Source organism: Limnospira indica PCC 8005, assembly GCF_000973065.1.
GTDB classification, from domain to species: domain Bacteria; phylum Cyanobacteriota; class Cyanobacteriia; order Cyanobacteriales; family Microcoleaceae; genus Limnospira; species Limnospira fusiformis.
On record NZ_FO818640.1, the window covers coordinates 2,170,612 to 2,185,095 of the forward strand.

12 protein-coding genes and 1 pseudogene are annotated in these 14,484 nt (G+C 45.7%); 3 read left to right on the top strand and 10 right to left on the bottom strand.

The window, feature by feature from the left end; genetic code table 11:
• The first annotated feature begins 6 nt into the window (after positions 1–6).
• The 3 genes from XZ46_RS09500 to XZ46_RS09510 all read left to right on the top strand — a co-directional run bounded on the left by XZ46_RS09500 (position 7) and on the right by XZ46_RS09510 (position 8,738).
• Positions 7–1,050, top strand: a complete 1,044-nt coding sequence (locus XZ46_RS09500) for an AAA family ATPase (RefSeq protein ID WP_008050072.1) — start codon at positions 7–9, stop codon at positions 1,048–1,050.
• Complete coding sequence (locus XZ46_RS32175) at positions 1,050–7,214, top strand: SAV_2336 N-terminal domain-related protein (RefSeq protein WP_008050073.1); 6,165 nt, start codon at positions 1,050–1,052, stop codon at positions 7,212–7,214. The genes XZ46_RS09500 and XZ46_RS32175 overlap by 1 nt, the downstream gene beginning before the upstream one ends.
• A gap of 120 nt (positions 7,215–7,334) precedes the next feature.
• Positions 7,335–8,738 (top strand): site-specific integrase, encoded by a 1,404-nt coding sequence (locus XZ46_RS09510; RefSeq protein ID WP_008050075.1) that lies wholly within the window; start codon positions 7,335–7,337, stop codon positions 8,736–8,738.
• 1,084 nt (positions 8,739–9,822) lie between these two features.
• On the opposite strand, the gene XZ46_RS09515 is transcribed toward XZ46_RS09510, so the two are convergent.
• From XZ46_RS09515 to XZ46_RS36445, 10 genes and pseudogenes are all read right to left on the bottom strand, one after another.
• On the bottom strand, positions 9,823–10,152 hold the full coding sequence (locus XZ46_RS09515; RefSeq protein ID WP_006669906.1) for a hypothetical protein: 330 nt from the start codon (positions 10,150–10,152) through the stop codon (positions 9,823–9,825).
• Positions 10,145–10,422: pseudogene (locus XZ46_RS09520) on the bottom strand (hypothetical protein). The gene XZ46_RS09515 and the pseudogene XZ46_RS09520 overlap by 8 nt, the downstream one beginning before the upstream one ends.
• Positions 10,423–10,484: 62 nt before the next feature.
• Complete coding sequence (locus XZ46_RS09525) at positions 10,485–10,694, bottom strand: hypothetical protein (protein WP_008050914.1); 210 nt, start codon at positions 10,692–10,694, stop codon at positions 10,485–10,487.
• Positions 10,695–10,728: 34 nt separating this feature from the next.
• Positions 10,729–11,928 (bottom strand): hypothetical protein, encoded by a 1,200-nt coding sequence (locus XZ46_RS09530; protein WP_048895027.1) that lies wholly within the window; start codon positions 11,926–11,928, stop codon positions 10,729–10,731.
• A gap of 74 nt (positions 11,929–12,002) precedes the next feature.
• Entirely contained in the window at positions 12,003–12,419 is a 417-nt protein-coding gene (locus tag XZ46_RS36435) for a hypothetical protein (RefSeq protein ID WP_228116520.1), read from the bottom strand.
• Positions 12,420–12,454: 35 nt separating this feature from the next.
• Positions 12,455–12,742 carry a hypothetical protein gene (locus XZ46_RS36440; RefSeq protein ID WP_048895028.1) on the bottom strand — a complete coding sequence of 96 codons (288 nt, stop codon included), beginning with the start codon at positions 12,740–12,742 and terminating at the stop codon, positions 12,455–12,457.
• A 2-nt stretch (positions 12,743–12,744) separates the two neighbouring features.
• Positions 12,745–13,122 carry a hypothetical protein gene (locus XZ46_RS09545; RefSeq protein ID WP_006622127.1) on the bottom strand — a complete coding sequence of 126 codons (378 nt, stop codon included), beginning with the start codon at positions 13,120–13,122 and terminating at the stop codon, positions 12,745–12,747.
• Positions 13,119–13,532, bottom strand: a complete 414-nt coding sequence (locus tag XZ46_RS09550; RefSeq protein ID WP_048894921.1) for a DUF1064 domain-containing protein — start codon at positions 13,530–13,532, stop codon at positions 13,119–13,121. The genes XZ46_RS09545 and XZ46_RS09550 overlap by 4 nt, the downstream gene beginning before the upstream one ends.
• Positions 13,522–13,866: a hypothetical protein gene (locus XZ46_RS09555; RefSeq protein ID WP_008055574.1), complete on the bottom strand. Its 345-nt coding sequence runs from the start codon at positions 13,864–13,866 to the stop codon at positions 13,522–13,524. The genes XZ46_RS09550 and XZ46_RS09555 overlap by 11 nt, the downstream gene beginning before the upstream one ends.
• 37 nt (positions 13,867–13,903) lie before the next feature.
• Complete coding sequence (locus tag XZ46_RS36445) at positions 13,904–14,404, bottom strand: hypothetical protein (RefSeq protein ID WP_228116521.1); 501 nt, start codon at positions 14,402–14,404, stop codon at positions 13,904–13,906.
• Between the last annotated feature and the right edge of the window lie 80 nt (positions 14,405–14,484).

Consider the following 14,484-nt stretch of genomic DNA (forward strand, 5'->3'; position numbering starts at 1 on the left):
AACCCTATGAACACCTGGAAAATCTTTCAAGGAAATCGTGACCCCCATGATGGGATTGAGAAATTGCCGCCGCCTCCGAGTTGGCGACAGTTTACGGGAGTAGAAGAGAGTTTGGTGGAAGAAATTGCCAGCCGCTGGAACGATTTTTTACAGACCTTAGACTCGGAAACTCGCGACCAGAAACGGGGGAAAAGTTTTCGGATTCATAGCCCTGAGACCCAGGAGCAAAATCGGGTGGTGAATATGGTCAATGCTGCCTTATATCTGAGGCGACCCCTGTTAGTAACCGGGAAACCGGGAACCGGGAAAACCTCCTTAGCCTATGCGGTGGCTTATGAATTGAAACTGGGTCCGGTGTTGCCGTGGTATATTACCGCTCGTTCCACCTTGCAAGATGGACTCTATCGTTATGATGCGATCGCCCGTCTCCAGGACGTTCAAATGGGCGACAAAAGTAAAGATATCGGTCGTTACATCACCCTCGGTCCATTAGGAACCGCCCTCTTACCGGCTCATCGTCCCAGAGTTCTACTCATCGATGAGATTGATAAAAGTGACATCAACCTGCCCAACGACCTCCTCAACCTATTTGAAGAAGGGGAATTCCCCATTCCCGAACTCGCCCGAATTAGCCCAGAGCAAAATCAAGTGGAAGTCACCACGGCTGATGGAATTTCAGTTCCCGTCCAAAATGGAAAAATTCGCTGCTCTAACTTTCCCTTGATTATCCTCACCAACAATGGAGAACGGGATTTTCCCCCAGCCTTTCTCCGGCGTTGTTTAAGACTAACCATGCCCTATGAACCCACTTCTACCGCCCTAAAAGAGATTGTCGAAGCCCATTTAGGAGAAGATAGCCTCACCCAAGACCCCGCCAAAATTAATCAACTCATCGATCAGTTTATCAACCGTCGCAGGCAGGGCGACCTTGCCACCGACCAACTTTTAAATGCCATTTACATGGTCACGCGAGAGTTAAAACCGGAAGTCAGCGAAGAGAAAGAACTCGTAGAAATCTTGATGAAGTACCTTAACAGTTCAGAAGACTAATGAATCCCCACTTGGTTCAAGCCTTACAACAGGAATTTCAACTCTCCGCCCAAGATATTGCGGATATCTTTTGGCTGGCTTGCCACATTGACCAATATTCTGAATCTGTAACTTCCCCAGAGGAAGCCAGTGCTTCTCCTGGGGCTGAACCCTCTGCGGACAGCAGCAGTTCATCCCAACCGCCCACAGAACCAGCCCCTCAAACCCCAACCCCAGAGGATTCCGCCACAACCCCTCCAGAGAATCTCCCAGAAAACCAACCCCCTGCCCCTGTTACCCCAGCAACCCCCCAACCGCCGCAAGGGGAAATTGTCCCCAAACCGGAACCGAGTCAAACCGCCCCTGGTGGAGGGGGTTTACCGATTCGAGTTTCCGATGCCCCTTCACTCCGGGAACCTCTGACCTTAGCCAGAGCCTTAAAACCCCTGATGCGTCGAGTTTCTGGGGGACGAGATTGGGTGATTGATGAAGTCGCCACCAGCGAACAAATTGCCAGCCAAGGGATTTGGATTCCGGTTTTAAAACCTCGCCTAGAACCTTGGTTAGACTTAGATTTAGTGATTGAGGATTGCCTCTCCATGTTGCTTTGGCGGCATACCCTCCGAGACTTAGAAAAACTCCTCAAGAACTATGGAATTTTCCGAGATGTCCGAGTTTGGAGTTTGCTCACGGATAACCCGGAAGCGGTCAAAATTCGGCGGGGGATAGGGGCAACGGCGAAACATCAAGCCCCTCGCAGTCCCAAGGAATTAATCGACCCCACTGGGCGACGGTTAGTGATTGTGGTGAGTGATTGTGTGTCGAAGGTGTGGCGAGAGGGGAAAATGACTCCCATTTTAGACCTGTGGGCGAAACGGGGGTTGATGGCTATTTTGCAGATGCTGCCTGAATGGATGTGGAAAAGAAGCGGTTTAGGTTGGGAAGCGTTGGTGAGGTTACAGGGACTCAATCCGGGAGATTGGAATCAGAATTTAAAAGTTGATGAATTCCCGTTGTGGTGGGATGAGGAAGTGGCTCATTCGGTGGTGAAGGTGCCGATTTTTACCTTAGAACCGGAATCCGTAGGGACTTGGGCGCGATTATTGGCGGGGAAAGGTAAAGTTTGGGCGGCAGGATATCTATTTAAGTATGCGGAACATCAAAGACGGAGGCGCAGACCGAATTCTGGGGGAGAATTGACGGCGGAAAAGCGGGTAAACGGGTTTCGGGCGATGGCTTCTCGGGTAGCGCGAAAATTAGCGGGGTTGTTGGCGGCGGCTCCTGTGGTTACTTTACCTGTTGTGCGCTTGATTCAGGCAACTTTGTTGAAAGAGTCTTTGCCAGTCCACGTGGCAGAGGTGTTTTTGGGTGGGTTATTGAAGCCGATATCGGAGATTGATATCGATACTGACCCGGAGTTGGTGCAATATGATTTTATGCCGGGAGTCCGGGAGTTATTGTTAGAGTTGATGCCGCTGGATGAGACGGTGAGTGTTATTGATGAGGTTTCTGGTTATATCGCGAAAAAGTTTAAATTTGACTCAGCAAAAGATTTTGTTGAAGCGATTCTGAAAAATCCGCAACAGCTAGGGGATGGGGCAGTTCAGGAGAATGCGATCGCTTTTGCCCGGGTAACGGCTCAGGTTTTAAGGTCATTGGGAGGAGCATATATAGAGTTTGCGGAACAGTTGGAATCCTCCTCTGTAGTTGAGGAACCGCCACCGGAAACCGAAGATTCGGAGCCTGAAGAGAATCAGCAAACGGCATTACTGCAATTTTGGGCGCAACTGCTGCAAGCGGAAATGCAGGGTGATACCGCAGCCGTCCATCAGGTGATGCGGGAAAATATAGGATTGATTGTTCCTGAATTAGGAGACATTATTGCCCAGTCAATACCGGAGCTTGTGGCTGAGAATCCCTACCAAGAAGAAGGGATAACCAGGTTAGTAGAAAATACCTGCATCAGTATTCAAGAATTCCCCTATGGTCGGTATGTAGAAGTGCAAGAGATTGCTATCCGGGGCTATGATGTGCTGTTGGCACTAAAGCCTGATAATCCAGCAAAGGCGCGAACCCTGACTAACCTCGGCAATGCCTGCCGGACTCAGGCAGAATTGGGTATGAATCTGGCTGCCAATCTCGAAAGGGCGATCGCCTACTACGATGAAGCCGCCTCTATTCAGCGGCGGTTGGGGTTAGACCTAGACCTCTCCAGAACCCTGACTAACCTCGGACTTGCCCGCCTCACCCAAGCGGAGATGGGCATCAACCCCACCGCCAATCTCGAAAGTGCGATCGCTGCCCACGATGAAGCCGCCTCTATTCAGCGGCGGTTGGGGTTAGACCTAGACCTCTCCAGAACCCTGACTAACCTCGGACTTGCCCACAGCACCCAAGCTAATATGGGCATCAACCCCGCTGCCAATCTGGAAAGGGCGCTCGCCGCCTACGATGAAGCTGCCCATATTCGGCGGCGGTTGGGGTTAGATAAAGACCTCTCCTCTACTCTGGCTAACCTAGGGAATGCCTACCGGACTCAGGCAGAATTGGGTATGAATCCGGCAGCGAATCTCGAAAGTGCGATCGCTGCCCACGATGAAGCCGCCTCTATTCAGCGGCGGTTGGGTTTAGACCTAGACCTCTCCAGAACCCTGACTAATCTCGGACTTGCCCACAGCACCCAAGCTAATATGGGCATTAACCCCGCCGCCAATCTGGAAAGGGCGATCGCCGCCTACGATGAAGCAGCAGAGATTCTGCGGCGGTTAGGGTTAGACAAAGACCTCTCCGAAACCCTGACTAACCTAGGGAATGCCTACCGGACTCAGGCAGAATTGGGTATGAATCCGGCAGCGAATCTCGAAAGGGCGATCGCTGCCTACGATGAAGCAGCAGCCATTCGGCGGCGGTTGGGGTTAGACAAAGACCTCTCAGTAACTCTGACCAACCTAAAAAATGCCCTAGGGATGTTAGGAGAAATACAAAGGAAGGGGGGGCGCTCGGAGGAGGCGGAGATACTCTACTGGCAATCTTTGGAAGTTCAAACCGAATTGGGCGATCGCCAAGGCATGGCAACCTCTTGGGGACAGTTGGGAGATATCCAGCGAAATCGCGGCAATTTCAAGGAGGCGGAGCGTCTGTATCGGCAATGTTTGGCAATTGAAACCGAATTGGGCGATCGCGCCGGGATGGCAACCTCTTGGGGAAAGTTGGGAGATATCTGGCAAACTTGCGGCAACTGGGATGAGGCAGAGAGACTCTACCAGCAATCTTTGGCATTATTTACAGAATTGGGCGATCGCCAAGGGATAGCAACCTCTTGGGGAAAGTTGGGAGATATCCAGCGAAATCGGGGCAACTGGGATGAGGCGGAGCGTCTGTATCAGCAATCTTTGGCAATTGAAACCGAATTGGACGATCGCCAAGGGATAGCAACCTCTTGGGGACAGTTGGGAGATATCCAGCGAAATCGGGGCAACTGGGATGAGGCGGAGACACTCTACCGGGAATCTTTGGCATTATTTACAGAATTGGGCGATCGCTTGATGGTGGCAATCTCTTGGGGACAGTTGGGTTCTATCGAGTTCAATCGCGGCAACTGGAATCAGGCGGAGCGTCTGTATCAGCAATCTTTGGCATTATTTACAGAATTGGGCGATCGCTTGATGGTGGCAATCTCTTGGGGACAGTTGGGTTCTATCGAGTTCAATCGCGGCAACTGGAATCAGGCGGAGCGTCTGTATCGGCAATCTTTGCAATTGAGAATCGAATTGGGCGATCGCGCCGGGATGGCAACCTCTTGGGGAGTCTTGGGAGATATCCAGCGAAATCGCGGCAATTGGGATGAGGCGGAGCATCTGTATCGGCAATCTTTGGAATTGAGATATGAATTGGACGATCGCCAAGGGATAGCAACCTCTTGGGGACAGTTGGGAGATATCCAGCGATTTCGCGGCAACTGGGATGAGGCAGAGAGACTATACCAGCAATCTTTGGCATTATTTACAGAATTGGGCGATCGCCTTATGATGGCAATCTCTTGGGGACAGTTGGGAGATATCCAGCGAAATCGGGGCAACTGGAATGAGGCGGAGCGTCTGTTTCAGCAATGTTTGGCATTGAGAACCGAATTGGGCGATCGCGCCGGGATGGCGGAATCTTGGGCAAGTTTGGGAGATATCCAGCGCCTTCTGGGCAACTGGGAGGAGGCGGAGCGTCTGTATCAGCAATCTTTGGCATTGAGAACCGAATTGGGCGATCGCAAAGGGATGGCCGATGTTTACAATCTTCTCGCCCTTGTCTATCAACACTTTAACCGAATTCCTGAAGCGATCGCCGCCTGGAAAGAAGGGTTAACCATTTGTCCCCCCGAGCAATTCCCCCTAGAAGCCTTGGAACTGGGTCGCAGATTAGGCGATGCTGCCTTTCGGATTCAAGACTGGGAAACCGCCATCTATGGCTATGAGGCTGCGATCGAAGCCGTCGAAACCCGTTGCACTTTCACCGACTCCTACAGCGAGAAACAAAAACGCCGGGAAGCCGCCCTAGACCTCTATCCCCAACTCGTGCAAGCCTGCATCAATGGCGGCGATATCGGGAAAGCCTTAGCCAGCGTCGAACGCAGCAAATCCCGCAACCTGATTGAACTCCTCTTCAGCGCCGACCACTCCTACCCCACAAATGCCACGGACGAACAAAAACAACGCATCAGCGGCCTGCGCCGTCAAATCGCCATCTACCAACAACAACTCGCCTTCACCCCCAGGGACACTCTCACCTCCACCACCGAAAACAACCCCAACCAACCCTCACCAGAAACCCTCATCCGGCTACAACTCGAAGTCGCTAACCTGCAATTCCAACACTTGCTCACCGAACTCGACGACCCCAACTTTACCCTCACCCAACAAGTCCTCCCCGAACTCCCCGACTTGAGCCGCCTCCTCCCGCCCCAAACCGCCCTCATCGAGTGGTATCTCCCAAGCGAAGCCGACTCCGGATTTTACGCCTTCCTCGTCTCTCGCCGCCGAGACGAGCAAATTCAGATTACCCCCCACCACTTCAGCGCCGAGAACCGCCAACACCTGGACCAAGCTCTACAGGACTACCGCAGCGACTACGGACAATTTTCCTGGGATGAGCAACTCACCCAACGCCTGGAAACCCTCAGCGCAGCCCTCCAACTCCCCCACCTTCTGGCTGAATTATCCCAGATTCAACAGCTTATCCTGATTCCCCACCGGGAACTGCACATCATCCCTCTCCACGCTCTCCCCGTTTCATCTTCTCCCCTCTCCCGCTTTGATGCCGAGGGTAAGGGCGTATTCTTGCAAGACCTCTTCCCAAAAGGCGTGAGTTATGCCCTTAATTGCCAACTGCTGGCACTAGCCCAAGACCGCCCTTCACGCCCACACTTTAACCGCCTCTTTGCCATTCAAAACCCTACCGAAGACCTCCCATTCACCGATTTGGAAGTGGAAGCCATCCAATCTCTGTTTGACTCCCATGTAGTCCTCAAACATAACCAAGCCCAAAAAGCCGCCATTGATGCAGAAATTCTGAAAAATGCCGACTGTACTCACTTCGCTTGTCACGGTGCATTTAACTTTCAAAACCCCCTCCAATCGTGCCTTATCCTCGCTAATCCATTTTCTTCCCCCGAAGCTCCAGAGTCCCAACTCCGAAACGGGAACACTCTCGACCCCAGCAAATGCCTAACCCTCGAAGACATTTTCTTCCTTGACTTGAGCAACTGCCACCTCGTCACCCTTTCCTCCTGTGAAACGGGCATCGGCATCACTAACGTCACCTCCACCAGTGATGAATATATCAGTTTAGCTAGTGGATTTCTTGCGGCGGGTTCTGCTAATGTGGTCTGCGCCCTATGGAGTCCACATGATTTATCCACGGCCATCTTAATGATTCGCTTTTATGAAACCCTCCACCAGGAGCCTAACTCATCAGTGGCTCTGGCGTTGCAGCAAAGTCAGCAATGGCTGCGAGAAGCCACAGTGCAAAATTTGTTAGACTGGACTGATTTCTGTCCACTGTTTAGTGAGGGTTGGCGGGAGCAAATCAAAGGCGCATTCACTTCTTTTTTTAGTAAAAATGGGTTGGATGTTAAACCCTTTGAGTCTCCTTACTATTGGGCGGCTTTTGTGGCGATCGGTGGCCTGTCAGGATAATTATAGCCCTGGGCGTTGGGGTAGTTACGGGTTATCAACTCGGTTTAAAGCCTGTAACCCCTATTCTACCGTCACTCTAATACACTCAATGGCGATCACACATTTAGGAGTGAGTGCAAAATGAGTGCAAGTACAAACAGTACACACAGTGGTGTATATCAAGGCTTTGAGGATATGCTTGAATTTTTCAACCTATCCCGTAAACAATGTCCCAAGGGTGTCAGGATTAAGCGTAACCGGGGGACAATTCAGTTAGACATCACAAACGACCCAGAAACCGGGGGACGTAAACAACGGGGATGTAATTGTCAATTTACTTCTGAGGGTATCCGTAAGGCCGTTGACAAGGCTTGGTTAGTTCATAAATCCCTTGAAGGACAATTCCAGTCAGTATCTGAATGGCTGGACTGGTACAAGGCTGCTATCCTAGATGAATCCAAAACTCCCCTAGAAAATGACTTAATCACCTATCGTCAAGTGTTTAAAGAAATGGAAGATGGTTACTTTAATGGAGTACATCGTAACACCAAACGGAAGCGCTCTCGTGATATTGCTAGTGACATTAAGTCATTTAAACGATGTTTTCTAGATGTGTTTAATAAAGTCACAGATTGGGATGCTTACGTTACCTGGGAGGGAATAAAAGAAGCGCTATATAGCCCGTTACAAGATGGCAGTAGTCCGGTTGGTAGCAAAACCTTTAAATTCAGATACTACCAGTTGAGGCAAGTAGCAGAACGTGCTAACTGTAAAAAAGCACTGGAGAAATTAGATAAAATCGATGCTACTCAGACAGTATTTGCTGAATCCCAAAGTGTAGACTTAGATACCCTACTAAGCCTGCTAGACAAGGAGCGCAACACTGATTATGGACGGTTAGCAGAAAATCAAGCACGTGATGGCTGGTGTTGGGTATCGGCAATGTGTGCTTTGTATGGGTTAAGACCATCAGAGATAGCAGCAGTCCAAAACCTAAACAAGGTAGTCAAGATTGACGGCATTACTTTCCCGGCCATATCTGACCCTAATAACCTTGAGTTAGTGCTGGTTATTGGTGAGTTTACTTACTTTGGCAGTAGCACCAAAACAGGTCAAAGGTTAGCAATACCAATGTCAAAAGACAAGGCTTTAATTGACCGTCTTGGGATTCATAACGTCTGTCTGCCTATCACAACATCTAATCACCCTAACGGTTTTAATAACAATCACAGACTATGGCTTAAAAGTCATAATTGGGGATTTACTCAAGCCTATGCTTTCCGACATCTTGGAAATCAACTGGGAGAAATGAACGGGATTCCTCAGGAAATCAGAGCGCGTTCATTTGGTCACAGCGTGGCAGTTAATGATGGTAAGTACAAAAAACGTCGCAACCTTGCCACGGAGCTAGGTATCTTAACACAACATCAAAAGCAGCCATTGCCACTAGAGATGGCAAAGCAAACATTACTCAATCACGGTATTGACCCAGAATCCCCAGAAATGAAAACAGGTCTTAGGTTAATTTATCGGCTAGATGATTAACCCCCAATAAACCCACAATACAACACCCCCTAGGCTAAATACTTAGGGGGTTTCATTTTGCACTCACTCCTAAATGTGTGATCGCCATTGAGTGTATTAGAGTGACGGTAGAATAGGGGTTACAGGCTTTAAACCGAGTTGATAACTCCCCATGCTCGTTTAAACTCAACCTTTATCCTAAGGGCGATTGCGAGACTTCACTTAACCCGATAGTCGTACCGTTACACTCTAAATGCACTCCATTTAGTCTTAGCACATGGGACGATTAGTGCATATCCATATCCCTTAGCAACAAAACTTAATTATTGACGGGTTAATCAATAAGCACAACTTAATCAATCTGTCAAATAGCTACATCACCCCCCAACCAGACACCGATAGGTTAACTCCCTTGTGATACCCGTCAATGGCAAGCCTATCGGTTCGTACCTCACCATTGACTGCTATCACGTCGGTCGTTTCCCCAAAGAGTGTTTGTTCCGGTTGGGGGGAGGATATGTTTCAAAATCAACCACGATAGCCGTAGGTAGCCGTAGGGGGGAACCCGCTAGGGAATCAACGTACAAAGATATCAGACCGCCTTTCCGTGGACTAGACCTATAGGGGAAACCATGTGCGATTGCCAAACCTAAACTATCTCCTACCGGATCCAACCCGATACCCACCAACTTCTAATCAACCGGGAAATATCTGGGATGAGAGCGACTACCCACATAATCCTTAGCAAGTCTCCAATCTTTGGTGGTAATCACCCCGTGCGGAAACCGATACCAACATAATCAGTTCACCCCCAAAATCTTAGTCGTAGGTTGTAGGTAAAGCTATCTGTTGGGGGTAAAGTAGTTCTGGGTAATATCTGGACATGATAGGGTAGGCATTCATATAAACTTCTATCAGGCCTGAATATTCAGGCCTGAAACGGGATAGGCTAAATGATTTTTTAACCTTTTTTCGACTTCTATCAGGCCTGAATATTCAGGCCTGAAACGGAAAAATACATAGACACCCCCTACAGTCAGAAACCATAGGGGGCCATTAAGTTATTGGGGTAGCTGTTAGGAGCTAGGCTGTTAGCTGTTAGGGCTTACGCCAGTTTGGGGTTGCACCGATAAAACATAGCTATAGCAGCCTGTTGAATCTTCTCATTGGTAGTCTGGTCAGATTTTCCGATATAGATATGGTGGTTGATTTTACCGTCCCAACCTTTCAGATTCCAGTATGCAAAGCCATTGATTGACGTTTTTTTGCAAGCTGTAAACCTTTTGCCGTTTAACTCAACCGAAAATGACTTGTTTTTTCTCAGGTAGTCAAACCACTCGGGCGTATCTAGTTCTACACAAGTTCCACCGGGGCCCTGTAGGAAATTGCTGAAATTTCCAGTATGTAGGCTGATTACTGGCAATAACTTAGGCATTGAAGTCACCCCCCATAAAGATATCGCTACTGTAACCTAACCATTGCCACTAAAGTCGGGCATAAATGATGCTGGCTGAATAACTGTCTCTTGAGACGATACCCACTTTTCTTGTACCGCCATAAAATCAACAGCGGCGTTATGGGCGATTTCGGCTAATTTCACCCTGGTATCTTGATTAGCGTAGGGGATATCTCGTGACATCATTTGGGCGTAAATATCACGTGCTAATTCCGCGATAACCATCAACCTTGCTTGTTCTTCGTTCATGATATGGTTTTATCCTCTTAGTGTGTTGTTTGCCGTAGTTTACCGTCATTGCGGACGAATATTTATTGAACTTTATCCATTAAGTGTTTCGTGTAATTCAACTCCTTAATCAGCAATTGTCTTTTGAGTTCAGTGATGGTTAATTCTGTTTCACAGTCGTCTAGTATTGACTTTAATGTTGCCAAACCCTCTTCTTTATTGCTGTTGTAAACTAGACTATCTACCATAGTCTTAAACTTTACAAACATTTGATTATTGATATCTGTCATCATTTTTGTTCTCCTAGGTCAATGAACTAATTGGAAATCAAGTGATTTGCTTCCACAGGTTTTTACCGTTAACATTAATCATGTTATAACCTCTGTTTTTCATTAAATTGGTTAATTCATTTACAGTAACCCGTGAATCTAAATAACCATCATTTTTAGCGGTTTCTATGGCTATTTTTAGCATTTTAGGGTCAATATCTGTCACCGCTTCAATTAACTCAGGACAACCCGCCTTTATCGCTTGCTCATTTTGTTTAGTTTTATTCTCAATACTTTGAGTGATAAAGCTATCTAAAAATTGTTCTGTACCGCTAGATACTGTAAATATTTTATCTTCTGCTAACTCCCAGTAACGGTTAAATGCTTTGATTGAATTATCTATTGATGTTTTGTATATCATTGAATGTGTAGCGATTACATCAATGGATAATCTGTAATTAATTATGTCTTGTTTCTTTTTTTGCATTGTCCGTTTAGTTTTGGCATAATTAGTGCAATTATTTATATCTCTCCAAAACATTTCTAAGCGAGATGATATTTTACCAAGGTTTATATCTTCAATATCAGAAAGTTCCGTTAACTCAAAACCGTTTCCCTTGTATTCCTCACTTGTCATTGATTGCCGTTTTTTAAACCATATAGGAAACATACGGCGTTTTAATTCGTTTAATTCCCAAAATGTCCAGATTGGATGTATTGAATTTATAACCTTTAATGCAAATGCGTTAAACATCATGTTTTGACCAGGCGTTTGACTACTAATTGTTATTCGGCTATTTTTCCTATTTAAGACTTTAAATAGAGATAACATATTTTCGTTTTCAATCAATAGGTTGGGTGTGATATCTTCCCAGACTAATAAGAAATTACGTTCAAACTCACTCCGTAACGGGTCATAATATCTCTCCTGTTGGATTTTGTTTCTTAGTGACGCAAATGTACTGTTAGCCAACACTGTATCGGTGTTATATAGTGAGGCTGCAATAGTAGCTATCTGGCTTTTCCCCGTACCACTAGAACCCCAAAGGAATAAACAGCCTGCGGTTGACATTAGCGTTACGGGTGAGCAAATAAAGCTAGTAATAACTGGGAACTGAATATCCGGGTAGGGTAGAATAGCACAAGCCCTACATATTGACTCTATTTGCTCACCCAATACACCATCAACGATTATTTCTTCTAATTCATTTGCTAATGAATCACGTATTAGCCTATAATCTAAATAGTCGTCAGACATGGTAGTAATCTCCTAGTATGTTGGCTTGCTGTATGGTAGTTATCCCCCCAATATTGGGGGGATTTTTGTTGTGATTAACTGAGTTTCATCAGCTCAAGTAACGCCATCAAAACGTTGGGGTCTAATTTTTTAACCTTGCTGTAGAGGCTGTCAAAGTCGGGCTCACAATCAAGAATTTTTGCTGTCCCTTCAACTCGTTCTTCCCAGGTTTTGTACTTAGCTTTACCACCAAAGCTACCATTTTTTTTGTTAGATTTTAATTCAACAAAATCAATAGCTTCCTGTACAGTGTAACCCGCAACAGTAGGTTCAAAGGTATCTAATCCCATAGCGTATTCTAGAATAAATGACGCTAAATCATGTTTAATTTTAGTTGATTCAAAATCATTTGAATTCTCACTATTTACCTCAAGGAGTCGCTCGGCTACCCGTGTGGCTGATTGTCCTAGATTTACAGTTCCCGTGAACATCATTTTACCGTTTGTCAGCATAGCGTCACTTTCGACTAAATGCAGTAACGCCAATTCTACTGGAGTAGGCTTGTATTCCCGTTTTTTCCCTTGATATTCACTAGAGTACTCAGCTCAGCAATACAGAAGCGTACTGCGATTAATTGCTCTTCAAATTTCCACGACCTATCATTGAAGTTCTGAAAGTCACCAGACAACCCATAACCAAAAAGCCATAAGTGGGGAGGCTTGACAACGAATATAGCGCTCGTGATTTCTAAAAACGTTCCAGATTCTCCAGGTTTAACTGCACTGCAAAACGCGAATTTATCGTCATCTTTTTTACCGTAATATCCAATACTCATGATTACTCTTCCTCAGTTAATTGTTGATTGTTGATTGTGTTAGGTGATTCGATTCTGGCTGCAATTTGGCGACAAGCAGCCCAAAACAGTGGATTGCCAGATAAATAGACTCGAAGTCTTGACTCCTTAACAAGTTTAACTAAGTGAGTTTGCTTGATAAGTCTAATAATTGCAGAGCCTTGATAATCACCACGTGGTCTGTAACTACCCATTACCTGATAGGTAATATTCTTTACTTCAGGTGTTTTGTGTTCCTCAATATGTGTCAGAATTTGATAAGCCACAATGATTGCAGTTTTATCAAATTCATGCGGATTGTAGTGAGTTTGCACAAGTTCACCATTGAGGCTAAATATGCCTTTATAGTGTAGATTTCTCACGGTTGATGTTCTCCTGTTAACTTAAATTCTTGTGCTTTTAGGTGTCGTTGGAACTCATCGATATTCATTAAATAAATACCTTGCCAGCGATAAGACCTGTTCCGAGTGACAAACCAAATATCTTCAATCATTCCGGGATTGAGATAATTAATCAACTGCATCTTGAACTTAAACTCGGTTGTTAGCGCTCCCTTTACTTCGATGTATTGGTTGAAAACTGGACTATAAAAGTCAGGTTTCCAAGTAATTGGTCGCCAAGGTTTCTTACCATTAACTAAAGTTAATTGCGGGTGAACTAACAGCCTATCGTCATATTTTTTAAGCAAGTGATACACTTTGGCTTCTAATGTTGACCCAAAGTAATACCCGTCGTAGTATTGTCCTTTGGCATGATACTTGTTAATCATCATTTATCTCCCCAAAATAAGTTTCATTATCTGGCTCTCTATCGCCGCCAGATTCAGTTTGATAAATGTTCCATTCCGCTCGATAATATTCGAGTGCCTCGTTGAGAATTTCCTCAATTTTGTCTGGGTGTAATGGGATTAATTTTTTGATTATTTCCCCCATGTAATAAGCCAGAAATTCTTTATCAAACTTAACGGCTGTTAATTGCCATTGAAGTTGTTCTCTTCCTACATAGTTAGGAACCTTTATAGCAAACGACGTTCCCACATACATCAACGGGTCAAGTTTAATATTCCTAAGATTTAACCGCACTTCTTTCCAGTGCTTTGATATCATGGTGATAGTCCTCGATGTTTGGTGTATTGGCTACCTATTACAGGTAGCCTTTTTTGTTAGTTGATTGATTAGGCGTTAGTGTGAAGCCAGTCTGAGAAAGGGTCAACAGCATCAGGCCAGGCTCACTGATAACCATTTCGTTATCGTCATTAGACAAGTAGAAAAAATGATTTTCCAGGGCTACGATGTCATCAGCAATAGCACCGGATGCTTTGCGCGGTGTTTTGACACCACAAGTCTTGAGTAAGGTCAAAATAGCTTTTATGCTATTTTTTAGTACAACAATTTCTGAGTAGGTTAACTCTAGTTCAGGTTTTGCTGTTTCTGTGGTTTTAGCCAGTAACAATTTTTCTTTTAGTGTGCAGATAGGTGATGTTTTGGGATATGGCAAAAATGGTGTCACATCTTCAAAAAACCCGATAAATTTACTGAACCTTTGTAGTATTATTAGGTATTCAGTAGGTGAGAGTTGATTGTTTGCCTTAACCTGATAAATGGCAGTATTTTGGTCTGGTGATGTATCTTTGTTTTTAGACATCTGTCAGTGATTTCAAACTCATTGACAAAATCAATTTTTAAAAATACGATTGGGTTGTTGAGTTTGAAATCACTGTTATT

What these genes read in the sequence shown, in the direction of transcription:
- XZ46_RS09500 (WP_008050072.1), top strand. Translation starts at nt 7, where the DNA reads ATGAACACCTGGAAAATCTTTCAAGGAAATCGTGACCCCCATGATGGG.
- XZ46_RS09515 (WP_006669906.1), bottom strand. Translation starts at nt 10,152, where the DNA reads ATGCCTAAGTTATTGCCAGTAATCAGCCTACATACTGGAAATTTCAGC.
- XZ46_RS09550 (WP_048894921.1), bottom strand. Translation starts at nt 13,532, where the DNA reads ATGATGATTAACAAGTATCATGCCAAAGGACAATACTACGACGGGTAT.
- XZ46_RS36445 (WP_228116521.1), bottom strand. Translation starts at nt 14,404, where the DNA reads ATGTCTAAAAACAAAGATACATCACCAGACCAAAATACTGCCATTTAT.
- XZ46_RS36440 (WP_048895028.1), bottom strand. Translation starts at nt 12,742, where the DNA reads ATGAGTATTGGATATTACGGTAAAAAAGATGACGATAAATTCGCGTTT.
- XZ46_RS09555 (WP_008055574.1), bottom strand. Translation starts at nt 13,866, where the DNA reads ATGATATCAAAGCACTGGAAAGAAGTGCGGTTAAATCTTAGGAATATT.
- XZ46_RS36435 (WP_228116520.1), bottom strand. Translation starts at nt 12,419, where the DNA reads ATGCTGACAAACGGTAAAATGATGTTCACGGGAACTGTAAATCTAGGA.
- XZ46_RS09530 (WP_048895027.1), bottom strand. Translation starts at nt 11,928, where the DNA reads ATGTCTGACGACTATTTAGATTATAGGCTAATACGTGATTCATTAGCA.
- XZ46_RS09525 (WP_008050914.1), bottom strand. Translation starts at nt 10,694, where the DNA reads ATGATGACAGATATCAATAATCAAATGTTTGTAAAGTTTAAGACTATG.
- XZ46_RS32175 (WP_008050073.1), top strand. Translation starts at nt 1,050, where the DNA reads ATGAATCCCCACTTGGTTCAAGCCTTACAACAGGAATTTCAACTCTCC.
- XZ46_RS09510 (WP_008050075.1), top strand. Translation starts at nt 7,335, where the DNA reads ATGAGTGCAAGTACAAACAGTACACACAGTGGTGTATATCAAGGCTTT.